Genomic DNA, 24,541 nt, shown 5'->3' with positions numbered 1-24,541 from the left:
GCGAAAATAGCCCGACCGGAAAACCCTACATATAAACTTTTCCCCTCGACCGCCGTTAACTTAATTACGGACGCTGAGAAACCCACCAACGGAGGCAAGAAACCATGGTAAGAGAAGACGGAAAGAGGAACTTTGCGCTAAGAGAGAACGGAGAAGAGACGAGCGTGTTTTCGGGTAACACACCGAGACAGGCGGCGTTGAAGGCGGCGAGACGCCTCAACGCGGAGTCGAGCGAGGAGGAAGCGAAGGAGAACTCCGAAGAGGTACGTCTGCGCGAGAAAGGTACCGACAAGGTGCACAAGTACGACGCGTGGTCGTGGGAGGACGAGGCTCCTGAGGACTCGCCCGACTGGATGCCCGACGAGATCACGGAGGCTAACGTCTCCAAGAAGGGTATCCTGCATCTCGAAGAGTAGGCTGGTAAATCTCACCCCCGTTTTGCGACGAAGTTATACGTGAGCGGTGTCTGTGTGGCGTATGGCTTTAACCACAGCGGTGGTCGCGGCGCTGGCGCTTCTTCTGGTCGTGGCGCTCGGCTTTACCTACCTGATGTACGTCCGTATGAGGGAACTGCAGAAGGAACTCGAAAGCATGAGGTCACGCGTCGAAATCCACGACGACGAACTCGAACAGATAGAGTCGAGCCTTTCGAACGTAGATCTGTAGCTCAGTCGTAGACGAGATCCGCCTGCTCCTCGACCCTGTCGCGCATCTCAGCCTCGCCCTCGGCGAAGACGCGGACGCTCTCCTCCGTGTACTCGACCTCCTCTATCGGCAGACCCGTGTCGAGAGCCATCGTCAGAACCATCTCGTCGGTGTACCTTTCGAGTATCTCCGACCGGCTGAAGTAGCCCTGTAGAACCTCTACAGCCTCTTCCTTGTCGTACGTCTCCTCAACCGAGTCCCAGAAGTCTTCCTCGTCCGACTCAGCGAGAGGGGCTACGTCCGTAACCGTCTTCTCGAAGTAGTCGCCGAGTTCGTCGCCGAACTTCGCCTTCCGCTCCTCGTCGCCGAAGTAGTTCGAGTAGTACAGGTCAAGTTCGAGGAACTTCGACCTTGCGTCTTCGGTGACCTCGCCGTTCGCCGCCGTCTCAACGATGAAGTCGGACTGCTCCTGAAAACCCGTCTTGACGCGCGCCATCTCCTGTCTTATCTCGTCCCTAAGAAGCGACTTTATCCTGTCGGGCGGGAGGTTGACATCGACGACCTGTGTCGGGTCGAGTTCGTCGAGCGCCTTCAGAGAGACGGACTTCACGTAGCCATCGAACTCTTTCTTTACTGCCTTCTCTGTCATCCGTTCAGGCGTCGTAGCACACCCACCGTAAAAACCTCTGCGATGCGGTTCAGAGGCTCATGCTGTAGACAACCGCTGTGACGCCGACGAGTCCCGCGGTTGTCGCCGAGAGGTTACCGAAGTCGAGGCTTCTGAACGAGACGGCGACGAACGCGAACAGCGCGACGCCGTTAAGCACGAACGGCACAGCGCCCGCGCGCCCTTCGGCGATACGTGTCTCCTTCATGCTTATGCTGAGGAGGGCGAGTAGCCAGCCGCCGATGTAGAAAGGGAGGAGGCTGAAAGGGACGAGTGCGACAGCTACGAACAGTAGGGCTATGACTACGGCGACGAATCCGAGTATAGTAGCCTGCCTCTTTGCGACATCTGCTACTCCCATGTCCGGTCTACGACCCTTGGGGTAATAAGGGGTGCGTCGGGCGCATCCTGTCTGAAAGAGATGACGTTCCAAACAGGTATGCCTTCACAGACGGTATCGTGGATATGGCACCCAGCTTCGACGGGTTCGGCGATGAGGCACATATGCGCGAAACGTTCAAACTCGCGCGTGAGGCTGTCGATCGTGGTGACGAACCGTTCGGATCCGTGCTTGTACGTGATGATGAGGTCGTAATGAAGGGTTCGAACCGCGAGGTTACGGAGGACGACATACGGCGCCATCCCGAGCTTCATCTCGCGTACCGTGCGTGCCTGGAGTACGACGCCGACGATCGTGCTGAGATGGTGATGTATACGAGCACGGAGCCGTGCCCGATGTGTGCGGGCGGTATGGCGACAGCCGGCTTCGGACGCGTTGTCTACAGCGTCGGAGCTGACGAACTCACGTCCTTTACAGGCGGTGAGCCGTCGGTTCGATCCGCGGAGGTTCTGGAAGGAACCAGCGAGGTCGTCGGCGGGGTTTTGAACGAGGAGGGTCTTCGGCTCCATCAGGAGTACGGCTGGTGAGGATCTAACCGACGCGTCACGTGGCGTCGAGGTAGCCGAGAACGCCACGGACATCGCGCTCCATCACTTGACGCGTTACCCCGTCGGAGGCGGCTTCGGGATGGTTACCGACGACGGCGCTGATGATGTCGTCGGTACCGTCGTGTTCCTCGTCGGCTGTGCGTATCTCTTCGACCCAGTCGGTGAGCGCCTCGCGGTGACGGCTTACCGCGTCGCCACCGTCGTGGTTGACGCCGTAATGTCCGTACAGGAGCGCGTCGACGTCGTAGCCCTCGAAACGTTCGAAGCTTTCGAGCGTCGTTTCGAGATCGAAGTCGGGCGGAGGTGTCGTGGGTAGCTCGCGCCCGTCGATGTACGCACAGCCCTCGTCGACCACGAAGAGAGAGCGCGACGCGTCTTCGTAGAGTGCGAAATGATGGGGAGCGTGACCCTCCGCCTTTACGAGTTCGACTGTACGGTCGCCGAGATCGAGCGAGTCGGGCGGTGAGACGCCGACGACGCGTCCGGGGTCGACCGTCTCGATACCGCCGTACGCGTCGGCAAGGGAGCCGACCGCCTCGTGTACCTTCTCTACGAGACGGTCGGCGCTCCGTTCGTCGGTGAGGTACTTGACTCCACGGTCGTGGACGACGACTGTGGCGTTCGGGAACGCTTCTGCGACGGTACCGACGCCTCCCGCGTGGTCGAGATGGACATGTGTAACGATGACGTACTCAATATCCTCGCGGTCGATACCTATCTCGTCGACAGCCTCGACGACGCGTCCGGCGTCGGATTCGAGTCCCGTGTCGACGACGACGGGACGGTCGGCGTCGATTACGAAAGCCGCCGTCTGTTCCTCGATACCGAACATGAGTGTGTCGACGACGTAGACGCCGTCGGAGCCTTCGACGTGTTCCGGCATACTGTAAACAGGGGGTGACCGCGTATCAGGCTTCCGTTACCTCGAAACGCCGGCGTCCGTCGTCGAGGCGCGACTCTACGCGCCCCGCGGCGTCGAGGTAGCCGAGTGCTCCGAGGTTGTCGAAGATCACGTAGCCGACCTCGTGTCCGGGCTTCTTCCGCGCGAGGGTGACGTCGAGGACTGTCGGTGATTCGAGCGCCTCGACCTGTGCGTGGACATCCTCAACGAGCGCATCGAGGCTCGTACGCGCGCCTTCGACGGCGTCGGCGAGGTCGGTGAATACGGCACCGTGTCCCGGAAAGACACGGTCGACCTCAGGGGCGCGCGAACCGAGACGGTCGAGTGTTCGGTGGGACGCCTCGACAGCCTCCCACATCCCGTCGTCGAATCCGGAGTGGTAGATGACAGGACGGAACGACTCGGCGACGGCGTCGCCAGCGAAGACGAAGCCTTCTGAGACGTAGCAGACGTGGTCGCGCTGGTGTCCCGGCGTGTGGACAGCCTCGAATGTTTCGCCGCCGGCTTCGAATGTTTCGCCGTCGGAGACGAGTACGTCGATGGAGTCGGGCTGTAGGTACTCGCGGTTTTCGCGGACGCTGTCGAGCCAACGTTCGAGCGCCTCGTCGACGGCGTCGCCGCGCATGCCCGCCTCGTGTACGTTAGAACGTATACGTTCGGGGTCGTCGTCGGCTCTCAGGGAACGTTGGACCGTCTCGTACGCGTAGACGGTCGCGTCCGACCCGTCGGCGAGCGCACGGACACCGCCGTCGTGGTCGAGATGGGGATGGGTGACCAGAACGGCTTCTATATCAGCGAATCCGTAGCCCACCGCCTCGACCTCAGAACGGAGTTCGTCGACGCCTTCGTCGGTCGCAACCCCGGCGTCGATCAGAACGGCTCCGTCGGTTCCTTCGACGAGGTAGACGGCGACCTGACCGGGTTTCCACTCCATGCTGAGATCGAGACGGTGGACGTCGTCGGCTTCCATCGGTTCGGCGTATGCGGGTGGTTGACAAACCGGTTGTGGTTCGCGGCTCGGATCGGCTTAATGTAGTGTTCCTTCGCGCACGTCGTAGTCATAGGCGAAAAGGGCGTATCCAACGTCGACGGGCGCGTACCCCGTCTTATCCGCGATACGACGTATCTCGTCCACCATCTTACAGTAGTCGAAGGCGTCACGAGGACTCTTTGAGTCCTCGCTGGCTCGTGAATCTCCCGATTCACGAACGTCGGACGTCTCCTTCCCACCGTTGAGGCGTCCCGCGCGTTCGAGCGAAGCCCGGACGCGCGTATCGACGACGGCATGCCTTTCGGGTGCGAGCGCCGCGGTGACACACGACGCCGTCGCGGCTTTGAAGCCGTGGAGCGCCGAAACGAGGGCGATCTGTGAGAAGTCGTCGCCCTCGTCTTCGAGAGCGAGGACGTTCTCGGTAACCTCGACGCATAACTCGGGCGGGTTGCGCCGTACGTGGTGCGCGCTACGTGTCGACGACTCGTACGCTATCTCGTACAGGTCGTCCTGTGTCAGATGCCCTTGTTCGCGGTACGTCTCGCCGAAGCCTTCGAGACGTTCGGGCAGGACGCCCTGTGTCTCGTCGTAGAGTTCGAGGTACTTTTCAACAAAGTCGGCGTCTATTCGCATGGGGAACAGGCGTCGCCGCGTATCAAATGCGCTACGTTACGCCGACGAGTTACCGCCGTTCTCGACGACCTCGACGGTACCGACCATTCCCTGAGCGATGTGAGGCGCACAGACGTAGTCGTAGCTACCCGGTTCGCCGAAGGTATGCGTGAACTCGTTCTCGCCGTCGGCGAGTTCGCTCCCAAAGGACGGCTTTCCGAGAGGTTGCTCGCCGTCGGACTCGACGACGTTGTGCTGTCCGCCGCGTCCGTTCCAGACCCACCGTACGGTCGTGCCCTCGTCTACAACGATGTCGGCGGGTTCGAACCTGAAGCCCTGTGCGCCCGCACCAACTTCGACGGTCACATCTTCCCGTCCTGTGAGGCTGGTCGCCTCACCGTCCTGACCGACCGTCGGTGCGGAAACACCGTCACCGCTCGCACCGCTTTCCCTCTCAACGTCAGGCGTCGGCGTCGGTTGCGGCATAGGCTCGACGGGACGCCGCGGGTACGGCTGTGGGACACGGTCACCTATCTCGACACGTCCGGTACGCGTCCAGTCGTTCTCGTCGAGGGCGACGACCTCGTGGTCAGAGACGACGTACATGTAGTCGTTGATGTAGGCGGCGCGTTTCGCATCCGTGACGTTGACCGCCTTTTCGAGTTCGAGACCGTCGTCGTACGAGAAGACGTAACCGCCGCGCGAACCCGGCAGGAAGAAGACGCCGTGGCGCTCATCGTGTAGGAAGGCGCGGTGGTTTTCGACCGCCGCGGACGAGTACTCGTCGAGGATGTAGTCGTCGTGTACAGTCGGATCGGTAGGGTCGGAGACACCGAAGACGACAGCCTTGACGCGTCCGTTCTCCTCGCCGATACCCAGAACGCGGTCGTTTCCGAGCGGATGGAGGTAGGACGAATAACCGGGAAGCTTGAGTTCGCCCTCGATCGTCGGGTTCGACGGGTCCGAAAGGTCGAGGACGTAGAACGGATCGATCTGTCTGTAAGTTACGACGTACCCCGTGTCGCCGGTGAAACGGACGGAGTAGACGCGTTGACCTTCACCCATGCCCTGCGCCGACACCGTCCGTTCGAGGTTCTCGTTGAGGACGTAGACGTCGTTCTCCGACCCTACGGACGAGAGCGAAACCGACTCGCCGACCGTCGTGGCGACACGTAGTTCACCGTCGTGTTCGTCGAGCGCGAACTGGTTGAGCGGAACGCCCGGAACCGAACCCGTCGCGTCGATCCCGAACGTGTCGGTGTTCACGCGGACGATCTGTGTCGTCTCGAAGTCGCGCAGGTTCCGATCGACGTACTCGCGCATCCGGTTTTCGAGTTCGTTACGCGCCTCTATGCGTTCGTCGCCGTCGAGCGACCCGCGCCAGTCTTCGATTATAGATTCGAGTTCGACGCGTTTCGCACGGTCGGAGAGTTCGTACCCGTCGAGACGTTCGAAACGTTCGAGCGTTGCGTCGTTGAAGATATCGCGTCCGTCGGATAGGGCGAAGTCAAGTAGAACGTCCGCCTCGCTGTCCGAACGCGTGTACGTGACGTAGACGGCGTCGCGCGAGACGTAGACGACCGACTCCGCCGCGGAGCCTACGAAGGACGTGCGGTCAACGACATCACCGTCGGACGCGTCGAGTGCGACGACGGTGTATGTCGTGTCGACGTTCGTCGGTTCGTCGGGTCTGTGTATATCCTCGCACGGAACGACGACATCACGGTTCGGGGCTGACATGGGGCGTATAGGGCACGGTTCGTCGCGGTCGACACCGTCCGAAAGGACGGCGTAGACGGTGCCGTTGTGGAGACGTGCCTCGAAGACGGACGAGTTTAGCGAAGCCGTCCAGTCGCGTTCGGGCGTTCCGTCGACACCGTACCCGACTATCTCGTCCTCTCTTAGGGAGACGAGCCTTCCGTCCTCATGGAGCATCTCACCCGCGCCCGACAGGTTCGCGGACACCGACATATCCGACGGCGGTAGTGCGTCGATAACCTTCGTCTCGCCCCCGCCTGAGTAGAACAGTCGTCCACCGCCCGTCTTGAGTATATCGGGTTCGTCTATCCCCGCGACCTGTACGTTGGTGTCCGACTCGCGGCTGACCGACACAGCGCCGCCCCCACCGCCCTCAGCGTCGGTCGCCACGGATGCGCTCGCCCGCTCGCCCGCATCCACCGTTTCGTTAACCTGTTCCCTCTGCTCTTCGAGTGCGTCTCGGATCTGTGATCTTCTCTGTTCAAGCGTCGCGAGTTCATCCTCAGCCTCAGACCTGTTTAATTCACCTTCCCCTATACCCCGCTCCGTCTCCTCTATCCGTTCGGTGACCGTCCGAAGCTCACGCGTAAGCTGTTGTATACGTTCCACGTTCGGGTCGCGTCCCGTGTCACGCACCGGCTGGCGGAGGTTTACGCCATCATCCGTCTGCGCGGACGCGAGGTGCGTTCTGAACTCCTCTGCGGACGAGAACGTCGAAACGGACGTTCGGGGTTCGGCTTCCCCGCTGTCGGTCAGTATGACACCGACAGCCGTTACGGTGACGACTGCGACGAGGAGGACGAGGACTACCGACGTTTTTTGCATATGTACGGATAGAAAAGCTATCGTATTATGCCTTACGTAGACTAAAACCCGCGTTTCAGTTACCGCCGGGAACCGAACGACAGCCTTAATCCGGCAACGTACGTACCGCGGTGCGTGACCAAAGCCGCGTTAGTTATACTCGACGGATGGGGCGAACGTGACGGAGGAAAAGGGAACTCCGTCGCGGACGCTGACACGCCTAACTACGACCGGTGGCGTGAACAGGGCGCGACGTCTTCGCTCCGTACCCACGGGCGCTCGGTCGGTCTCGTCGAGGGACAGATGGGTAACAGCGAGGTCGGACATCTCAACATCGGTGCGGGACGTATAGTCAAACAGCCGCTCGCGCGTATAGACGACGGTATCGACGACGGCTCCTTCTTCGAAAAAGACGTACTCGTCAACGCCGTCGCGTCGGGCGACCGTCTCCATCTCATGGGGCTGGTGAGCGACGGCGGTGTACATTCGGCGCAACGCCATCTGCACGCGCTTCTCGAACTCGCCGACGAGAGGGGACGCGGCGACGAAACCGTCGTCCACGCATTCCTTGACGGACGTGACACACCGCCTAAGAGCGCCGTCGGCTACGTACGTGACCTCGTGGGGAAGGTGGATGAGACGGGCGCAACCGTCGCCACCGTTTCGGGACGGTACTATGCGATGGACCGCGACGAGAACTGGGAGCGCACGCGCACCGCGTACGACGCGATCGTGAACCGTGAGGGTCGGGGCGCATCCGATCCCGTCGAGGCTGTTGAGACCGCCTACGAACGCGGTGAGACGGACGAGTTCGTGGAGCCGACGGTTATCGACGAGGCTCCGGCGCTCGAAGACGGTGACTCCGTCTTCTTCTTCAACTTCCGCGGCGACCGTGCGCGCCAGATGACACGTATGGTGAACGGTATAGAGCCGGAGTGGGAGGGCGACAAGGAACTCGACGTAGAGTTTGCTACGATGACATCCTACGACGAAGGGTACGACCTTCCCGTGGCGTATCCCGCCGAAAAGCCCGCGAACGTACTCGGACGTGTTGTCTCCGACGCGGGTCTGACACAGCTCCGTATCGCAGAGACGGAGAAGTACGCACACGTCACCTACTTCCTCAACGGGGGGCGCGAGGACGAGTTCGAGGGCGAGACGCGCCGGATCGTACCCTCGCCCGACGTGCCGACGTACGACGAAAAGCCTGAGATGTCGGCGTACGAGGTCACCCAACGCGCCGTCGGGGCGGTCGGCGAACACGACGTTATCGTTATCAACTACGCAAACCCTGACATGGTAGGTCATACGGGCGACTACGACGCGGCGGTGGAGGCTTGCGAGGTGGTCGACGACTGTGCAGGAAGGCTCGTCGAAGCACTACGCGACGAGGGCGCGGAGGTCATCGTGACGGCGGATCACGGGAACGCCGAAGAGATGGGGACGCCGGAGGAGCCGCATACGGCGCATACGTTCAGCTCCGCGCCGTTCATACATGTCGACGGAGAGGGCGAAGCGGAGGACGGCGAGCTACGCGATATAGCGCCGACGGTTCTGTCTCTGTTGGGTATAGAGAAGCCCGACGAGATGACGGGTGAACCCCTCGTTCACCGGAAGGCGTAATTACACGGCGGTACGACTTACGGCATGGAAGACGCCGTCGAACGTCTACGCGACGGAGAACTCGCACTGCATGAGCTTGAGGACGAACTCCCTCCTGACGAAGCCGCCGACGCGCGCCGACGGTACGTCGCCGATTTAGAAGGCGTGACGCTCGACGAGATGGGAGAGGTACACGATGCACAGGAGGCGGCGACGAACGTCGAGAACGCAGTCGGCGCGACACGTATACCGTTGGGCGTCGCGGGTCCTCTCGGCGTCAAAGGGGGGTACGCGTCGGGTGAGTACCGTCTGCCTATGGCGACGACGGAAGGCGCTCTCGTCGCATCGACGAACCGGGGATGTTCGGCGATAACCGAGGCGGGCGGAGCAACGGCGCGCGTCCTGAAAGACGGTATGACGCGCGCACCCGTCTTCCGTGTCTCCGGTGTCGACGCCGCCGCGGAACTCACTGACTGGCTCGCCGAAAACTTCGACGCGCTCCGTGACTCAGCGTCGGAGACCACGGGACACGGAGAACTCACAGACGCCGAGCCGTACGTCGCGGGCGACAACGTCTACGTACGTTTCACGTACTCGACGGGCGACGCTATGGGGATGAACATGGCTACGGTGGCGACGCGCGCGGCTTCCGAGGTGGTCGAAGACGAAACCGACGCCGAACTCGTCGCCCTTTCGGGAAACGTCTGTGCCGACAAGAAGCCGGCGGCTATAAACGCCGTCGAAGGGCGGGGACGTACGGTAGCCGCTGACGTACTCCTACCGCGTGAGGTCGTCCGTGAGAAGCTGAAGACGACGCCCGAAGCCGTCGCAGAAGTCAACGAACGTAAGACACTCGTCGGTAGCGCACGTGCGGGAACGCTCGGTGCAAACGCACACGCCGCCAACGTCCTCTCAGCCGTCTACGTCGCCACCGGACAGGATCCCGCACAGGTCGTCGAAGGCTCGTCGGCGTACACCACGGCTTCGGTGCGCGACGGCGACCTTTACGTATCGACGACCGTCCCGGCGGTCGAAGTCGGAACCGTCGGCGGCGGAACGCGTCTACCGACGCAGAACGAGGCTCTCGAACTACTCGGCGTCGCGGGTGGAGGCGAACCGGCGGGTGCGAACGCGCGCGAACTCGCCGAGGTCGTCGCGGGCGGCGTACTCGCGGGGGAGCTAAGCTTACACGCGGCGCTCGCGTCCCGGCATCTCGAAGAGGCGCATACGCGTTTAGGAAGAGACGCCTAACTCGCCACGTGGGGCGTGACGCCTTCCGTCTCTATGAGCCATTCGTCGAACGCTTCGCGTAGCCGTTCCTGCTCTTCCTGCGTCAGCGTGCCGCGCGGGTCGGGTAGCTCTTCCATGCCCGTCACTCTATCTCAATCTCCTTATCGTTTTCCGTGTCGTCGATCTTTTTGAACAGTATCTCAAGGACACCGTTGTTGTACGTCGCTTCGCCCGTCTCGTCGTCAACTTCCGCGGGAAGACTGACGCGTTCGTCGTACCCACGCTCGTCCCCGGACGCGCGTATCTTGAGCTTGTCGCCCGACACAGCGACGTGTATCTCGTCCTTCTCCACACCGGGGAGGTCGGCGACAACGCGCACCTCGTCTCCCTCGTCGAGAACGTCGACGTGCGTACCCGTGTCCTCGAAACCACCCTCGCCGAACGGGTTTGCGTCGCCGAAGCTCTCGAAGTTCGGCTCCTCGCCGGGTCCGCGCGTCATACGGAAGCCTCCGAAGCCACCCTGCGCACCCATGTTCTTCATCATCTCGTTCATCTGTTCGAACATCTCTTCGAAGATATCGTCGAAGTTGTCGTCGTCGAAAGAATCGTCTCTTCGTGTCATGCTAACTGTAAGTTAGGGATACAGACATATAACCCTGTCTTTCGTGGATGCGCGACGTTCTCAGAACCGTAAAGTAACCCGGCGACCGTTTTACGGTATGGCAGAGCTATCCGAGAAGGCTTCGAGATACGGACGTATGCTCGCCGACGCCGTCGGTGCGGTTGAGGTCGTCGACGACTCCGACGAGGCGGACGGCTTCCTACGGCAGGCGGAGTCGTATCTCGAAGACGGACGCCGGTTTCTCGACGAAGGTGACGAGGTGAACGCGCTCGCGGCTTTCTCGTACGGGCACGCGTGGCTCGACGCCGGGATGCGTATGGGATTCTACGAGACCGACGCAGAGCACGAGGAGCTTTTCGCCGCATGAGCGAGGCTAAGGAAGCCATCGCGCTGTTTTCGGGAGGGAAAGACTCGTCGTACGCCCTCGCGCGTGCGGACGAGGAGTTCGGCGTAGAGACGGTCGTGACCGTTGAGGCGCGCGAAGCCTCGAAGATGTACCACGTCCCCGCCGTAGAGCTAACCTCGCTCATAGCCGAGGCTGGGTGTAAGGAGCACGCCGTCTATACCGAGGACGACGACGAGATGGAGCCGTTGGCTGAAGCATTCGCGGATCTCGAACCCGACGTTGTCTCAGTCGGCGCGGTTGCGAGCGAGTACCAGCGTTCGCGCGTCGAAACCGTCGCCGAGGAGTTCGGTGTCGAGGTCTACGCCCCGCTCTGGGGCGTCGATCCTGAGGAGGGTCTGCGGCGTGTCGTCGACGAGTTCGAGGTAGTAATAACCGCCGTAGCCGCCGACGGTCTCGATGCATCGTGGCTCGGACGTACGGTCGACGAGTCGGCTGTCGACGAGCTTCTCGCGTTACGCGATGAGAAGGGTGTGCATCCGATGGGGGAGGGCGGCGAGTTCGAGACGCTCGCGGTCGCCGGACCGCATATGGAGGGAAGCCTCGAACTCGACTGGGAGAAGGACTGGGACGGCGTCCGCGGCTCTCTGCGCGTCGTCGAGGCTACCGTCCGTTGATATGCGTATGAGAGCCGACGAGAGCGCCGCTTAGGTCGAGATCCTCGACGTATGCGTCGGAGTCGACGACGGAACCCCGGAGTGTGCAGTCACGTACGGTGGCGTCGTTGAAGACGACCGTACTTTCGAGGGACGAGTCGGCGACAGTCGCCCCCTCCATCACGTAGACGTCTTCGCCCACATCGGTGTCCTCGACGGTCGCGCCGTCCTCGATACGGCTTCCGTCCATCGCGTGTGCGTTCGCATCGATGTACGACCCCGGCGTGCCCACGTCGAACCAACCGCCGTCGAACGTGAACGCGCCGACGTTCTCGCGGTCGTGAAGCCACTCTACGAAGTATCCGGGGGCGTCGGGGTTTCCGTCGCCCGCGAGGTAGTCGTCGAGAGCACCGAGTGAGTCCGCGGGGAAGGCGTAGCACGCGATGGAGACGAGGGAACTCGGCGGGTCGTCGGGCTTTTCCTCAAAGCCGACGACTCGGTCGCCGTCGATATCCACGATACCGTACTCCGTAGCCTCGTCGCGCGAACCGACGTCGTACGCCGCGAGGCACGGTGTTCCGCGTTCGTCGAAGTAGTCGACGAACTCCGAGAGGTCGAACGAGAACAGGTTGTCGCCCGCGACGACGAGAAGATCCTCGTTGACTTCCTCGGAGTCGATGAGTTCTGCGAGCGCACCGACCGTGCCAAGCTTCTCGTCCTCGTCGCGCGTCGGTTCGACAACGAGACGCGTCTTTTCGTAGCCACGGTCGTCGAGATGCTCGCGGAAGTCGTCGGCGAAACGTTGGTTGGTGCTGACGTAGACCGTCTCAATCCGCGGCTCTTCGTCGAGCGGGCGGAGTATACGGTCTATGATCGGTTCGCCCGCGAGCGGAAGGAGGGGCTTCGCGCGGTGTCGTGTTATGGGCCAGAGACGTGTCGCGTAGCCTCCGGCGAGGACGACGGCTTCCATCTCACTCACCCCGCAGTTCCCGGATATGGTCGACGCGTTTCTGTACGACGTCGGGCTTCCCTATGTCGTGCCTGACTCGGAGACCTTCGCCAACGTCGTCGAGCGCCGTCTCTGCGCGCTCCTCAGCCTCCGAGATGGTGTCGCCCAGTCCGACGACGGCGACGGCGCGCGACGTGGTGGTGTACAGCTTCCCGTCACGCGCGTCAACGTCGTCAGAACCTCCTGTGTTCTGACCTGCGGATGGGCTTCGCTCATCAACGTCGTCAGAACCTCCTGTGTTCTGACCTGCGGATGGGCTTCGCCCATCAACGCTCGCGTAGAAGACGAGCGTACCGTCGTCGCCCTCTACGTCGATATCTATCTCAGCTCCCGCCTCCGGGTCGGTCGGATAGCCGTCGGGAACGATATACTTACAGACGGTCGCACGTTCGGCGAACGTAACCGGCGGCATCTCGCCTTCGCTCGCGCCGCGTACGAGTTCGCCGAAGTCGGTTTCGAGCAAGGGCAGGACGTTCATAGCTTCGGGGTCGCCGAAACGCGCGTTGAACTCGACGACCTTTGGACCCTCGTCGGTCAGCATGAACTGTCCGTAAAGGACGCCGCGGTAGTCGTCGAGACCTTCGACGACCTGTTCCATGATACCGAGGGCGTCGTCGTACTCTTCCTCGTCCATGAACGGAAGCAGGCGTCCGGCGTCGTTGTAGCTACCCATACCGCCCGTGTTCGGACCCTCGTCGCCCTCGTAGGCGCGTTTGTGATCCTGTACGGCGGGCGAGGGACGTATCTCACCGTTCGCCACGAACGCCTGTAACGTGAACTCCTCGCCCACGAGACGTTCTTCAACAACCCAGTCGTCCCAGTCGCTGTCGCGGACGTACTCGGCGGCTTCGTCGTGTGTCATCTGGTCGCCCGTGACGCGTACGCCCTTTCCGCCCGTCAGACCGTGGGGCTTGACAGCGACGTCGTCGTCCTGTGCGACGACGTACTCCGCCGTCTCGTCGGCGTCGTCAAAGACCTCGAAGTCGGGCGTGCCGTCTACGCCGTTCTCGCCCATGAAACGCCGCGCCCACGCCTTGTCGGTCTCTATACGTGCGTCGGCGGCGCGCGGACCGAAGCCGTAGACGCCCGCTTCTTCGAGAGCGTCGACGACGCCCGCTTCGAGAGGGGCTTCGGGACCGACGACGGCGTAGCTAACATCCGCCTCGTTTGCATACCCCACGACCTCGTCCGGCGAGTTGGTATCGAGTTCTCGTACGGAGTCGGCGAGTTCGACGATTCCCGGATTTCGGTTAGAGACTGCGGCGTGTACCTCTTCGACGACATCGGACGCGGCGAGCGCACGTGTTATCGCGTGCTCCCTACCTCCTGAGCCGATCACGAGTACCTTCATACGCGTAACTACGTTGCAGGGGATAAAAACCTCCCGTAAGAAGTTAGGAACGCGGGGCGTAGCTCTCTCCGTCACCTCCCCGCTTCCGTCGGTGACCTGACCGCCGTAGGGTTGAGTGTTCCGTCCTACGGCATTCCTCGTCGGTACGCCGTCTCACCGACAGCGGCTTTCACCTCGACCCACCGTGGGCGGTATAGGCGTCGTCTACTTCGTCGCCATTGGAACCGAACCCGGTTCGTACTCCTCCTCATGTACGGCGACGTAGTCGGAACGCAGACGCGAATACCTGCGCTGGAGAAGGAGTATAGCGGGGACGTGTCGGAGGCGTTTCAGCCAGCCGCCTTCAAGCGCCGCCTTCGCGTGTCCGATGATCGTGTCCCAGTCGTCGGGGGTGTACCCGCTCACGAGACGTGACAAGCCGACGTTACGTGACACCTCGTCGCCGACGGCTTCGCGCCAGTCGTCGTTGTACTCCGTGACGCGGTCCTCGGCGATTACGCGTCCGGCTATCTTTCCCGTCCGTACGGCGAGATGGTATCCGCCCTCGTGGAAGGCGCTCGTCGTACCCATCGCGCCGCCCGTGACGAGGACGCCGGCGCGTGTCGGTGACTCGATAGGGGACGCCGAGGATATAGGGTAGCTTTCGACACCACCGTCCTTACCGCGGTTCTCGACTAAAGGGAAGTCGTCTAATCCGTACTCCGGGTACTCGTTCTCCAAGAGACGGTGGACGTACTCGCTCGGCTTGGCTGTTTCGTCGTCGTTGAGGAGGGCGTACGCGTCGCCGTCGTCAACCGCCACGTCGCGTGGCACAGTGACGCCGACGCGTGCGACGTTACCGTCGTTGGGGAAGTACCACGGGTACGCCGTCTCGCCGGGTATGGCACCCCACCAGAAACGCAGTACGTCGTCCTCGAACAGTTCGTCGGGGAAACGCCTGTGCTCTTGATACGCGATATGGTTCGCCTCCGCGGGGTTAAGAGCGTCCTTGACGCCTGTATCACCGAACTGCGCGAGCGTCGGTAGCGTAACGCGCCTCGACGGTCCGTCAGCGAGAACGAGGTAGTCGGCGCGGACGTTCTCACCTCCCGCAACCGTGAGTTCGTGAACGAAACCGTCCGTCGTGCGCCGCGTCTCCACGCCGCGTACCGTCCCGCCGATCCTGTACTCGGCACCGCGTTCCTCGGCGCGTTCGCGCAGAAGATCGTCGGTGGCGACGCGATCGAAGGTTACACCGAAGCCGTCGTACCACGAGTCGATACCTGTGTCACGCATACTCGTTCTGACCGTCGGACCGATGAACTCGGCGCGGTCTATCTCGCGCAGGACGGGCATCTCTTCGAGAAACTCAGGGTCGAAGTCAGCGACCTCGAACCAGTAGTCGAGGAAGCCCGCGGCGTCGGTCGAGTCCGCGCCTATACCGTCGCGGTCTTCGCGGCGTACGCCCTTCTCAAAGACGACGACGTTCTCGGTCTTCGCCGCCTCACGCGCCGCCGATGAACCGGCGGGTCCGCCCCCGACAACCGCTACATCGAACCCCTCCATCGTCAGTCGTCGGCGGTGGCGGTCTCGTTTTCGTTTCTGTCGAAACGTTCGACGACACCGTACATCTCATCGCGCTCTACGGGAACGCGTCCTGCGTCACGTACCATATGAACCATCTCGGATCGTCCTACGTCCTGACGTGTCCCGCTACCCGCCTTCTTCTGTATACGTTCCTCCATCAGCGACCCGCCAACGTCGTTCGCGCCGTAGTCGAGACCCACCTGACATAGCTTCTCGCCAATCACCATCCTGTAGGCGCGTACACCGCGGAAGTTGTCGAGGAGTAGACGCGCCACCGCGATGGTCTTGAGGTCAAGCCTACCCGTCGCGCCGTGCTCGACACGGTCACCGAGTTCGTTGTTGTCCATCTGGTACGACAGGGGTATGAAACACCGGAAGCCGCCCGTCTCGTCCTGTAGGTCGCGCAGGCGTAGTAGGTGGTCGACGCGGTGTTCGGCTTCCTCGACGTGTCCGTACAGCATAGTGGCGTTCGTGTTCAAGCCGAGCGAGTGCGCCGTTCTGTGAACGTCGAGCCAGCGATCCGCGGAGTCCTTCTTGGGGCAGATCTCCTCACGTACCTCCTCGGCGAATATCTCAGCGCCTCCGCCGGGCATCGAGTCGAGTCCGGCGTCGTTGAGTCTACGGAGTACCTCCTCGACGGTGAGTTCGCTTAGCTTGGCTATCCACGCTATCTCGGAGGCGGTCAGAGCCTTGATATGTACGTCGGGTGCCTCGCGTTTTATTGCGCTAAACAGATCCTCGAAGTAGCCTATCTGCCACGCCGGATGCTGACCGCCTACGATATGAACCGACGAGATTACGTCGGCGTACTCCGCGACCTCCTCCGCCATCGCTTCGGGGGTACGTTCCTCAGCGTCTTCGTCGCCGGGGTTCTCGTAGAATGCGCAGAAGTCGCAGTCAAGGGCGCATACGTTGGTGTGGTATAGCTTCTTGTTGACAGAGAAGTAGACCTCTTCGCCGACGCGTTCACGTCTCGCTTCGTCCGCGATACGTCCAAGACCGAGCAGGTCGTCTGTTTCGTACAGAGCGACACCGTCTTCGCGTGTCAGACGGTCACCGTTCTCGACCTTCTCGGCGACCTGTTCGAGACGGGGGTCGCGGACGGCTTTCATACTCTGTATACGTTCTCTTTCCCCAAATACCTTCCTGAAGACGACCGAAAGTAATTCACCGCCCGTCGACGTAGAGCATGTATGTACCGAAAGGTCAACGCCGACGAGGTAGAGCCTGCAGGTCTCGAAGCCACCGACGCCGAGGTTCTTCCCGTAGGCTACCATCTCCAAACCGAAGAGACGAGGTCGAACCTCTGGGTTCTCGACGAAGGCGACGCCGTATTCAGACACAGACAGGGCGAACAGGAGGAGATCTACCACGTCGTAGAAGGGAGAGTCGGGTTCGAGGTCGGTGAAGCGGATGAGGCGGATACGTTCGTCGTCGATGAAGGCGGCTTCGTCTCCGTCTCGCCCGACGAACCGCGCCGACTCGTCGCACGTGAGGCTTCGCGCGTCTTCATCGTCGGTGCTCCGCCCGTGAAGGACGACGGCGTGATACTCGAAGACGCCTAACGTATACGCACAGGTGCCGCCGCCGTGTCCGCGGGCGGGCTACCGAACTCGTCGGGATGGAGACAGCACGCGAGAACCTCGGCTGTGTCGACGAGACGCGGTCCCGGACGATTGAAGTAGGCGTTACCGTCGGCGGCGTAACCGCGCCCGCGTTCGACTGCGGGTATCTCCCTCCAGCCGTCGCGTTCGGCTATCTCATCGAAGTTCTCGACCGTCTGAGCCAGATCGAAACCACACGGGGCGGCGACGAGCGTCTCGGGTGCGGTGTCGATTATCTCGTCCCAGTCGCGGACTGTAGAGACATCTCCGGGCGATGCGAGCGGGTAGTCACCGCCCGCTGTCTCGACGAGTTCGGGTACCCAGTGTCCCGCGACCATCGGTGGTTCGAGCCAGTCGAGTACGACGGTGCGTTCGTCGGGGAGCGGTTCGGCTCTTTCGCGTAGACGGTCGAGCCTCTCACGGAGGTTTGCGACGGCTTCTTGGGCTTCCTCCTCCCGTCCAACAGCCTCACCGACGGTGCGGATGTCGTCGAGAACACCGTCGACGGTGTGTGAATGCAAGGAGACGACACGCGGCGACGCGTCGATGTCTTCGACGGCTTCACTGACCGTCCTGTTTCCGACTGCGCAGACATCGCAGACCTCCTGCGTCAGAACCACGTCGGGGTCGAGTTCATCGAGCGTACCGGTGTCCACGGAGTAGATGCCGTCGCCGTCACTCTCTTCCGCGACACCCTCGTTTATTTCGGCGCTCGTTCCCTCGGTGTCGACGCGCGTCGAGGTTACCGAAGGCTTCCGGCGCGCGTCGGGCGGATGGTCGCATTCGTGTGAGACACCGACGGGTTCAGCACCGACGGTGTACACCATCTCTGTTGCCGAGGGTAGGAGCGAAACAACGTTCATGGTTAAAATCGGGGATGAGAGCTATTACGTCTTGTGCAGAAAGCATGGGATCGTCGAGACTTGAACTCGAGTCCGACCGCCCCCAGCGGCCGAGGATGGGCCAGGCTACCCCACGATCCCTGTACCCGTGCTATGCCAACGTCCCGTATATCTGTTACGGAACGACGGAAGCCTTAATACGCGACACGCACGGTTTCGATCATGGCGTATCCCGTCGGAAGGGACGAGTACGCGTCGCTTACCTCCGTCGCCGCCGGCGTTCTCCTGATCGCCGTCGCGCTCCCTACCGTCATCGTCACATGGGGTGGAGGGACGCCCTTCTACGTCGCGCTCGTAACGGGTGCGGTGGGTCAGTTCCTCGTACCGTACGGTGTCTACAGACAGGCGGAAGTTCTTACGGCGAAGAACTACCTCTGGGGACCTTCGTTCCGCCTGATCGCGGCGTGTACGTTGCCCGTCGTAGGCGCTGTCGTAGGCGTCTACTACCTCGTTCTGCGCGCGTCCGCGACGCGGTCGGACGACTCTACCTGAAGACGAGTACGGTCGCTCCCTCCGTCTCGACAGCCTCAACCTCCTCGCCGCCGCTACGGAGTTCGTTTACGACCTCGACGGCGTCGGCGTCTATCCCGACCGTCTCGCCGTCGACCTCCACGCCGACGGTGCCGTCTTCCTTCTCGCGCGCAACCTCGGCGGGGTCGCGTTTCTTGAGCGCACCGACGACCTCGCCCGCCGAGTCGCGGAACCGGGGACCCAGAATGCTCATATCGGGGTCGAGTTCGACGGGAACCTCTTCGAGTTCGGGTTCGCCGTCCTTGACGACGACGTCGGCGTTGAGTGCGTTCGAGGCGTCCGAACCGTCGAAGCCACCGTCGGTGTACACTTCGACACGTCCGATCTCGGCGTTGAGCGCCATACCCTCGTCGCTCTTCCAACGCCGTACGGAGGCGACGACACCGGCGAGAACATCGCCTTTCTCCTCCGCGGACTCGTCTAGCATGTCGACGTCGCGCCAGTCGGCGGTGTGGACGCTCCCGTCGTAGAAGGCGTCGTAGAGTTCCTCGGCGAAGAACGGCGCGAAAGGTGAGACGGAGACCGCGACAGCTTCGAGGACGGTACGGAGAGTCCAACGGACGGCTTGGTTGCCTTCGCCGTCCTCCTCGTACAGACGTCCCTTGACGAGTTCGAGGTAGTCGTCGGCGAGTTCGTTCCACGTGAACTCACGGATCGCCTGTAGAGCCGAGTCGTACCTGTACGCGTCCATGTCCTCCTCGACGCCGTCGAGGACGCGTGTGAGACGTGACAGTATCCATCTGTCGGCGAGACGTAGTTCGGGCGGATCGTCGGGGTCGTAGTCGTAGACATCCTTTGCGACGTGCGGGACGGCGAAACGGTGTATGTTCCACGTCTTGGTAAGGAACTTGGATGCGCGTTCGACCTCCTTCCACTGGAACTGTATGTCGCTTCCCGGACGCCCCGCCGACGCCATCGCCTGTCTGAACGCGTCCGCACCGTACTCGTCGACGACCTCCTCAGGCTGTACGAAGTTTCCGCGCGACTTTGACATCTTGTTTCCGTCGTCACCGAAGACCATGCCGTTTACGAGCGCGTCCTCCCACGGTATCTCGTCTTCGAGCGCTGTGGTTCGCAGGACTGTGTAGAAAGCCCATGTCCGTATTATGTCGTGTCCCTGCTCACGTAGCTGTGTCGGGGAGAAGTCGGCGTCCTCACGGAAGCCATCGGCCCATCCGCCGACGTACATCGCCGTGATCGACGAGTCCATCCACGTATCCATGACGTCTTCCTCCGGCGTGAAAGCGTCGCCGCCGCAGTCGGCGCAGTCACCGGCGGGTTCTTCCTCGGTCGGGTCGACGGGTAGCTCTTCCTCGTCGGCTACGTAGGGCGCTCCGCAGTCGTCGCAGTACCAGACGGGGAACGGGGTTGCAAAGACGCGCTGGCGCGAGATAACCCAGTCCCACTCCATGCCCTCGGTCCAGTCCTCGAAACGCGTGTAGGCGTGATCGGGTATCCAGTCGACCTCGCGCGCCTTTTCGAGTATCTCCTCTTGGCGAACCTCTATGAACCACTGCTCCTCGGCGAGTATCTCGATAGGCGTGTCACAGCGCCAGCAGACGCCGACGCTCTGATCGACGGCTTCGGAGTCGTAGACGTAGCCCTCGTCGCGTAGGTCGTCGGTTATCGCCTCCTTCGCCTCGTCGACGGTCATACCTTCGTACGCGTCGGCGAGTCCCGTCAGCGTCCCTTCGCGCGTGAAAGCCTCACGGAGTTCGAGGTCGTACTCAAGCCACCACTCGACGTCCTGCTTGTCACCGAAGGTGCATATCATGACAGCACCCGTACCGAACTCGGAGTCGACCTCCTCGTCCTCTATTACGTCGACCTCCTGTCCGAACAACGGAACCTCAACCGTATCGCCGACGTGGTCGCTCCACTCACCGCCGGGTTCGACGGCGACGGCACCGCACGCCGACAGGAGTTCGGGACGTGTAGTCGCTATCTCTATACCTTCGCCCCCCTCGTCGACACCGGGGAACGTAAGGTAGACGAGGGTACCGTCACGTTCCTCGCGCTCAACCTCGGCGTCGGCGATCGCGGTTTCACACCGCGGACACCAGTTTACCGGATGGTGGTCACGGTAGGCGTACCCTTCGTCCGCCATCTCGACGAAAGACCGCTGTGTCTCACCCCAGTACTCGGGTTCCATAGTAACGTACTCGTGACCCCAGTCCTGAGAGAAGCCGAGCGTCTCCATAGTCTCCTTCATCTCGTCTATCATCTCGTACGTGTGATCGACACACATCCCGCGGAACTCGTCGCGGGGTACCTCGGACTTCTTGACACCTTTGTTCTCCTCGACCTTGACCTCGGTCGGAAGACCGTGGCAGTCCCATCCCTGTGGGAAAAGTACGTTGTAACCCTGAAGACGCCTGTACCGCGCCGCGAAGTCCATGTAGCACCAGCCGAGAGCGTTTCCGATGTGCAGGTTGCCTGTCGGGTACGGCGGCGGCGTGTCGATAACGTACTCCGGAGCGTCGTCGTCCTCATCGAACGCGTACAGGTCGTCGTCCCACTCCTCGCACCACCTTTCCTCGGCGGAGGAGGCGTCGTACGACTTGGGTATGTCCATGGTACGAAAACGGTATCCAGTAGTTAAACCTTCTCGAAAAACGTTAGCATCTGTAGCTCTCGACCGTCTCAGCGTCGGGTTCGTACCCTGTACGTACGAAAGGCGCGTTTAGCCATCCGCTTCCGAAGCCGTAGACGTGCGTCGTCACGTTTTCGAGACGGAACTCTTCGTCACCTTCGAAGATGAACCCGTCTTCACCAGCCGACAGCGTACCGCCGAACCCCTGTTCACCGTCGACGCCCAGCCTGCTAACCATCAGCTGTAAGGAGCCGACGTGGTAGTCGTCGGCGAGTTCGAACCCTACCTCGGCTACGCCTCCCTCGATCGGCTTCGGTAGTTCGGCGTACATCCTGACGCCCGACACCTTCGCGTCGTGAAACGAAACCGCGATCGTCTTGTTACAGCCGTCTACGGCGTTAAACTTGGGAACCATATCGACGGACGAGCCTTCGATGTACTCGGCTTCGAGGTGTACGCCGTCGACAGACTCCGTCGCCACCGACAGGGGTGCGCCCGCGGCGGTGACCGCGTACGAGACGAGAACAAAGGCGAGTAAAGAGCCGCCGAGCGTCGCGGTCACCGTACGACCGTCGATAGGCATGTATAGAGGTATCACTCGCAGGTAATAAGCCTTAGGTGCAGTGCCGTTCTGACGCACCGTTACCACGTACGCATAAACGTCGGGTACCGGCGCACGGCGTTCTGTCATACGTCCGTCTGACTCCGGTCTGACTGAGGTTTTTGTGCAACCCCTTCTCTAACATTATACGTAGCCAGATAGATACCGACAAGAACCGCCCCATGCACGACAAACACCACGCGAGTACCGACCGAGACGGAGTAGCAGAAAGAGCGGCTTACGCGAGAGCCGCGCTGTATGATAGAAATGACTAAAACGAAGATTTTACCCTACGGTGGAGCTACCCCGGCGGGTGCGCTCGGAGAGGATGCGGGCGGTAGAGAGGAGGTGACCGTATGACCGAGAGCACGCCGGACAACATACTGTTCGACCTGTACGAGCGTTACATAGGGGAGCCTGAGACAGAGACGGATGTCTACCTCGGCTTCGGTCTGTTCTTCGTCGGCGTAGCGTTCGCGGCTGTCGCCCTTATCGGCTTCGTCGTCGTCGTGGCGATGTACGGATACAGGGAGGGTGGCTACTTCGCCACGGCTCAGATACCGTATACGTTTGCGCTCCTCGCCGCGCCCGTCACGATGCTGTCTATCGTCGTTCTCCTTCCCGTCGAACGCCGTGCGGTCTACGGCGCTGTGGGAGGTAGCGTCCTGACGGGCGTCGCCACGGTCGGCTTCGTCGTCTCGTACCCTAATCACTGGGCGGAGGCGGGTGTCGGACGTATGCTCGCAGTCATGGGGACGTACGCCGTCGGCGTCTCGGTCGTCGTCGCCGCCACAGCCGCCGCGCTTATCGCTCACCAGCTTGAGCGTGCGAACGGAACGGTCGTACAGGAGGACGACGGGTCGTCGGAGGACGGCGACGAGGTTACGATGGAAGACGTTGAGAGCGACATAGATGAGGCGATGGAGGACGTTGACCTCAACCTTGGCGGCGTCAAACGGTCGGAGGGCAGGAACCTGACGTTTAGCACCGATGTCTCCACCGACGAGATGAGAGGCGGCACAGCGAAGGAGCCGGAGAAGACGGTTAGCGCGGGCGTCGACACACAGGTGCAGGGTCTTCGGAGCATGAAGACGGGGGAGTCGAAGAAGCAAACCTCCTCAACAACCGTCGACAACCAAGCCGCGGCGCTTAGCGATATCAAGAGCGGTAACACGGACGAAGGCTCCGTCGAAACAGCCGAGAGCCGGACGGTCGTGTCGTGGCTACTCGGCAAGGTAGGTATGAGGTAGAGCGCGTACAGACAGAACGGTAACCACAGAAACACAACAATGGCAAAAGGACTCGACGTCGGAACGATGAACATCCTGTGTTCGGAACAGGATGGGAACAGCACAGTTTTCGCACAACAACGTAACTCCTTCGTGGAGATAGAGTACTCGGAGATGGCGGAGAGGATGCTGTCGCAGAGCGAGGTACTCCATATACGGAAGGACGACAAGGTCTACGTCGTCGGCGACGACGCGCTCAACTTCGCCAACGTCTTCAACAAGGAGACACGCCGACCGATGCAGAACGGTATACTTTCGAGCGACGAGCAGTCGGCGATACCGATGATGAAGCTGATCATAGAGCAGGTCGTCGACGAACCCGATCACGAGGGCGAGAAGCTCTACTTCTCGACGCCCGCCGACCCCATCGACAGCGACCTGTCGACGTTGTACCACCAGAAGACGCTGGAGTCGTTCCTTGACGATCAGGGCTACGACGCCGAACCCGTCAACGAAGGTATGGCGGTCGTCTACTCCGAACTCGCCGACAACAGCTTCACGGGTCTCGGTATCTCGTTCGGTGCGGGGATGACGAACGTCTGCCTTTCGTACTACGCCGTACCCGTCACAAAGTTCTCGGTCGCGCGCGGGGGCGACTGGATAGACCAGCAGGCGGCGCAAGCGACGGGTACGCCCGTCGACAAGGTCACGTCGGTAAAGGAGGACGACTTCGACCTCGACTTCGAGACGGATGTGGGCGGCGTCGAAGGCGCGCTCTCGATCTACTACGAAAACCTGCTCGACTACGTCATAGAGAAGCTCGCCGAGGAGGTCGACGAGGAGGATATCGAGGAAGGTCTCGACGTACCCGTCGTCGTCACGGGAGGTACGTCGTCGCCCGAAGGCTTCGAGGAGCTTTTCCGCGACCATCTCGAAGACGCCGAGATACCGTTCTCGATCAGCGGCGTTACGCACGCCGAGGAGCCGATGTACAGCGTCTCGCGCGGCGCTCTCGTTGCGGCGCGTTCGGACGAGGAAGAGTCGGGCGGTTCGTCGGAGAGCGGTTCGTCATCGACAGAGGAGACCGAGGAGGCGACGAACGGACGCGACGCAGAGGTAGAGAGAAACGAAGGTCGACGGCGACGTGCCAGACGTTCGAGCGAGGACTGACGTCTACCCGTCGTCGCCTTTCCTTTCGTCGAACCTCTCGAAAGCCTCGTCCCAAGACTCCGTCTCGTCCGAATCGCTCGTGTGTTCGACGGGTACGCCGACGTATCCGCAGTCGGAACAGACGTACTCCTGCTTGTCGTCGGTCGCGTACTCGTCGAGAACCGCACCGCACCTCGGACAGTCGTACTCCGGCATAGGTTAGCTAA

26 protein-coding genes and 1 tRNA gene are annotated in these 24,541 nt (G+C 61.7%); 11 read left to right on the top strand and 16 right to left on the bottom strand.

Annotated elements, in window-relative coordinates; genetic code table 11:
• Positions 1 to 104: 104 nt before the first annotated feature.
• Both EGH25_RS06605 and EGH25_RS06600 read left to right on the top strand, forming a co-directional pair.
• Complete coding sequence (locus EGH25_RS06605) at positions 105 to 416, top strand: non-histone chromosomal MC1 family protein (RefSeq protein ID WP_266086916.1); 312 nt, start codon at positions 105 to 107, stop codon at positions 414 to 416.
• A 61-nt stretch (positions 417 to 477) separates the two neighbouring features.
• Positions 478 to 666: a hypothetical protein gene (locus tag EGH25_RS06600; RefSeq protein ID WP_266086914.1), complete on the top strand. Its 189-nt coding sequence runs from the start codon at positions 478 to 480 to the stop codon at positions 664 to 666.
• Position 667: 1 nt separating this feature from the next.
• On the opposite strand, the gene EGH25_RS06595 is transcribed toward EGH25_RS06600, so the two are convergent.
• A complete protein-coding gene (locus tag EGH25_RS06595; protein WP_266086911.1) occupies positions 668 to 1,294 on the bottom strand; it encodes a hypothetical protein in 627 nt (208 codons plus the stop codon).
• A 49-nt stretch (positions 1,295 to 1,343) separates the two neighbouring features.
• On the bottom strand, positions 1,344 to 1,673 hold the full coding sequence (locus tag EGH25_RS06590; protein WP_266086909.1) for a hypothetical protein: 330 nt from the start codon (positions 1,671 to 1,673) through the stop codon (positions 1,344 to 1,346).
• A 104-nt stretch (positions 1,674 to 1,777) separates the two neighbouring features.
• Between EGH25_RS06590 and EGH25_RS06585 the strand changes: the two genes are divergently transcribed.
• Positions 1,778 to 2,239: a nucleoside deaminase gene (locus EGH25_RS06585; protein WP_266086907.1), complete on the top strand. Its 462-nt coding sequence runs from the start codon at positions 1,778 to 1,780 to the stop codon at positions 2,237 to 2,239.
• A 16-nt stretch (positions 2,240 to 2,255) separates the two neighbouring features.
• On the opposite strand, the gene EGH25_RS06580 is transcribed toward EGH25_RS06585, so the two are convergent.
• The 4 genes from EGH25_RS06580 to EGH25_RS06565 are packed head-to-tail and all read right to left on the bottom strand — an operon-like array spanning position 2,256 to position 7,347.
• On the bottom strand, positions 2,256 to 3,143 hold the full coding sequence (locus EGH25_RS06580) for an MBL fold metallo-hydrolase (RefSeq protein ID WP_266086906.1): 888 nt from the start codon (positions 3,141 to 3,143) through the stop codon (positions 2,256 to 2,258).
• 25 nt (positions 3,144 to 3,168) lie between these two features.
• Positions 3,169 to 4,131: an MBL fold metallo-hydrolase gene (locus EGH25_RS06575; protein WP_266086904.1), complete on the bottom strand. Its 963-nt coding sequence runs from the start codon at positions 4,129 to 4,131 to the stop codon at positions 3,169 to 3,171.
• A 57-nt stretch (positions 4,132 to 4,188) separates the two neighbouring features.
• Positions 4,189 to 4,785 carry a hypothetical protein gene (locus EGH25_RS06570; RefSeq protein ID WP_266086902.1) on the bottom strand — a complete coding sequence of 199 codons (597 nt, stop codon included), beginning with the start codon at positions 4,783 to 4,785 and terminating at the stop codon, positions 4,189 to 4,191.
• Positions 4,786 to 4,821: 36 nt separating this feature from the next.
• Entirely contained in the window at positions 4,822 to 7,347 is a 2,526-nt protein-coding gene (locus EGH25_RS06565; RefSeq protein WP_266086900.1) for a beta-propeller domain-containing protein, read from the bottom strand.
• Positions 7,348 to 7,461: 114 nt separating this feature from the next.
• Between EGH25_RS06565 and gpmI the strand changes: the two genes are divergently transcribed.
• Together gpmI and hmgA are read left to right on the top strand one after the other, a co-directional pair.
• On the top strand, positions 7,462 to 8,949 hold the full coding sequence (gene gpmI, locus EGH25_RS06560) for a 2,3-bisphosphoglycerate-independent phosphoglycerate mutase (RefSeq protein WP_266086898.1): 1,488 nt from the start codon (positions 7,462 to 7,464) through the stop codon (positions 8,947 to 8,949).
• 24 nt (positions 8,950 to 8,973) lie between these two features.
• Positions 8,974 to 10,179 carry a hydroxymethylglutaryl-CoA reductase (NADPH) gene (gene hmgA, locus EGH25_RS06555; RefSeq protein WP_266086896.1) on the top strand — a complete coding sequence of 402 codons (1,206 nt, stop codon included), beginning with the start codon at positions 8,974 to 8,976 and terminating at the stop codon, positions 10,177 to 10,179.
• Between the two features lie 121 nt (positions 10,180 to 10,300).
• Here the strand turns inward: hmgA and EGH25_RS06550 are convergent, their stop codons facing one another.
• The gene (locus tag EGH25_RS06550) at positions 10,301 to 10,780 is read right to left on the bottom strand and encodes an Hsp20/alpha crystallin family protein (RefSeq protein ID WP_266086894.1); all 480 of its coding nucleotides are present in this window, start codon (positions 10,778 to 10,780) and stop codon (positions 10,301 to 10,303) included.
• A 97-nt stretch (positions 10,781 to 10,877) separates the two neighbouring features.
• Between EGH25_RS06550 and EGH25_RS06545 the strand changes: the two genes are divergently transcribed.
• Together EGH25_RS06545 and EGH25_RS06540 are read left to right on the top strand one after the other, a co-directional pair.
• On the top strand, positions 10,878 to 11,147 hold the full coding sequence (locus EGH25_RS06545; protein WP_266086892.1) for a DUF357 domain-containing protein: 270 nt from the start codon (positions 10,878 to 10,880) through the stop codon (positions 11,145 to 11,147).
• Positions 11,144 to 11,800, top strand: a complete 657-nt coding sequence (locus EGH25_RS06540) for a diphthine--ammonia ligase (RefSeq protein ID WP_266086890.1) — start codon at positions 11,144 to 11,146, stop codon at positions 11,798 to 11,800. The genes EGH25_RS06545 and EGH25_RS06540 overlap by 4 nt, the downstream gene beginning before the upstream one ends.
• Here the strand turns inward: EGH25_RS06540 and EGH25_RS06535 are convergent.
• The 4 genes from EGH25_RS06535 to mqnE all read right to left on the bottom strand — a co-directional run bounded on the left by EGH25_RS06535 (position 11,787) and on the right by mqnE (position 16,817).
• Positions 11,787 to 12,749 (bottom strand): nucleotidyltransferase family protein, encoded by a 963-nt coding sequence (locus tag EGH25_RS06535; protein WP_266086888.1) that lies wholly within the window; start codon positions 12,747 to 12,749, stop codon positions 11,787 to 11,789. The two genes, EGH25_RS06540 and EGH25_RS06535, sit on opposite strands and share 14 nt — an antisense overlap.
• A gap of 1 nt (position 12,750) precedes the next feature.
• Positions 12,751 to 14,139, bottom strand: coding sequence for a phosphoribosylamine--glycine ligase (gene purD, locus EGH25_RS06530; RefSeq protein ID WP_266086885.1), 1,389 nt, complete (start codon positions 14,137 to 14,139; stop codon positions 12,751 to 12,753).
• A gap of 204 nt (positions 14,140 to 14,343) precedes the next feature.
• The gene (locus EGH25_RS06525; protein ID WP_266086883.1) at positions 14,344 to 15,684 is read right to left on the bottom strand and encodes an NAD(P)/FAD-dependent oxidoreductase; all 1,341 of its coding nucleotides are present in this window, start codon (positions 15,682 to 15,684) and stop codon (positions 14,344 to 14,346) included.
• Positions 15,685 to 15,686: 2 nt separating this feature from the next.
• Positions 15,687 to 16,817 (bottom strand): aminofutalosine synthase MqnE, encoded by a 1,131-nt coding sequence (gene mqnE, locus EGH25_RS06520; protein ID WP_266086881.1) that lies wholly within the window; start codon positions 16,815 to 16,817, stop codon positions 15,687 to 15,689.
• A gap of 81 nt (positions 16,818 to 16,898) precedes the next feature.
• Between mqnE and EGH25_RS06515 the strand changes: the two genes are divergently transcribed.
• Positions 16,899 to 17,270 (top strand): cupin domain-containing protein, encoded by a 372-nt coding sequence (locus tag EGH25_RS06515; RefSeq protein WP_266086879.1) that lies wholly within the window; start codon positions 16,899 to 16,901, stop codon positions 17,268 to 17,270.
• Here EGH25_RS06515 and EGH25_RS06510 read toward each other — a convergent pair.
• Positions 17,267 to 18,172, bottom strand: coding sequence for an ABC transporter substrate-binding protein (locus EGH25_RS06510; protein ID WP_266086877.1), 906 nt, complete (start codon positions 18,170 to 18,172; stop codon positions 17,267 to 17,269). The genes EGH25_RS06515 and EGH25_RS06510 overlap by 4 nt on opposite strands.
• A 45-nt stretch (positions 18,173 to 18,217) precedes the next feature.
• A tRNA-Pro gene (locus EGH25_RS06505) sits at positions 18,218 to 18,292 on the bottom strand.
• 81 nt (positions 18,293 to 18,373) lie between these two features.
• Between EGH25_RS06505 and EGH25_RS06500 the strand changes: the two genes are divergently transcribed.
• Positions 18,374 to 18,703 (top strand): hypothetical protein, encoded by a 330-nt coding sequence (locus EGH25_RS06500; protein ID WP_266086875.1) that lies wholly within the window; start codon positions 18,374 to 18,376, stop codon positions 18,701 to 18,703.
• On the opposite strand, the gene EGH25_RS06495 is transcribed toward EGH25_RS06500, so the two are convergent.
• Both EGH25_RS06495 and EGH25_RS06490 read right to left on the bottom strand, forming a co-directional pair.
• Positions 18,696 to 21,317: a valine--tRNA ligase gene (locus EGH25_RS06495; RefSeq protein ID WP_266086873.1), complete on the bottom strand. Its 2,622-nt coding sequence runs from the start codon at positions 21,315 to 21,317 to the stop codon at positions 18,696 to 18,698. The two genes, EGH25_RS06500 and EGH25_RS06495, sit on opposite strands and share 8 nt — an antisense overlap.
• Positions 21,318 to 21,360: 43 nt before the next feature.
• Entirely contained in the window at positions 21,361 to 21,918 is a 558-nt protein-coding gene (locus EGH25_RS06490) for a hypothetical protein (protein ID WP_266086871.1), read from the bottom strand.
• Positions 21,919 to 22,292: 374 nt separating this feature from the next.
• Between EGH25_RS06490 and EGH25_RS06485 the strand changes: the two genes are divergently transcribed.
• Positions 22,293 to 23,186: a cell division protein CdpA domain-containing protein gene (locus EGH25_RS06485; RefSeq protein WP_266086870.1), complete on the top strand. Its 894-nt coding sequence runs from the start codon at positions 22,293 to 22,295 to the stop codon at positions 23,184 to 23,186.
• A gap of 39 nt (positions 23,187 to 23,225) precedes the next feature.
• Positions 23,226 to 24,335 carry a disk-shape morphogenesis protein volactin gene (locus EGH25_RS06480; protein WP_266086868.1) on the top strand — a complete coding sequence of 370 codons (1,110 nt, stop codon included), beginning with the start codon at positions 23,226 to 23,228 and terminating at the stop codon, positions 24,333 to 24,335.
• A 3-nt stretch (positions 24,336 to 24,338) separates the two neighbouring features.
• Here EGH25_RS06480 and EGH25_RS06475 read toward each other — a convergent pair whose 3' ends face one another.
• Positions 24,339 to 24,530: a hypothetical protein gene (locus EGH25_RS06475; protein WP_266086866.1), complete on the bottom strand. Its 192-nt coding sequence runs from the start codon at positions 24,528 to 24,530 to the stop codon at positions 24,339 to 24,341.
• Positions 24,531 to 24,541 lie beyond the last annotated feature (11 nt).

It is taken from the genome of Halorutilus salinus (assembly GCF_026242195.1).
GTDB classification, from domain to species: Archaea; Halobacteriota; Halobacteria; order Halobacteriales; family Halorutilaceae; genus Halorutilus; species Halorutilus salinus.
This window is presented reverse-complemented; position numbering and strand designations above follow the sequence as displayed.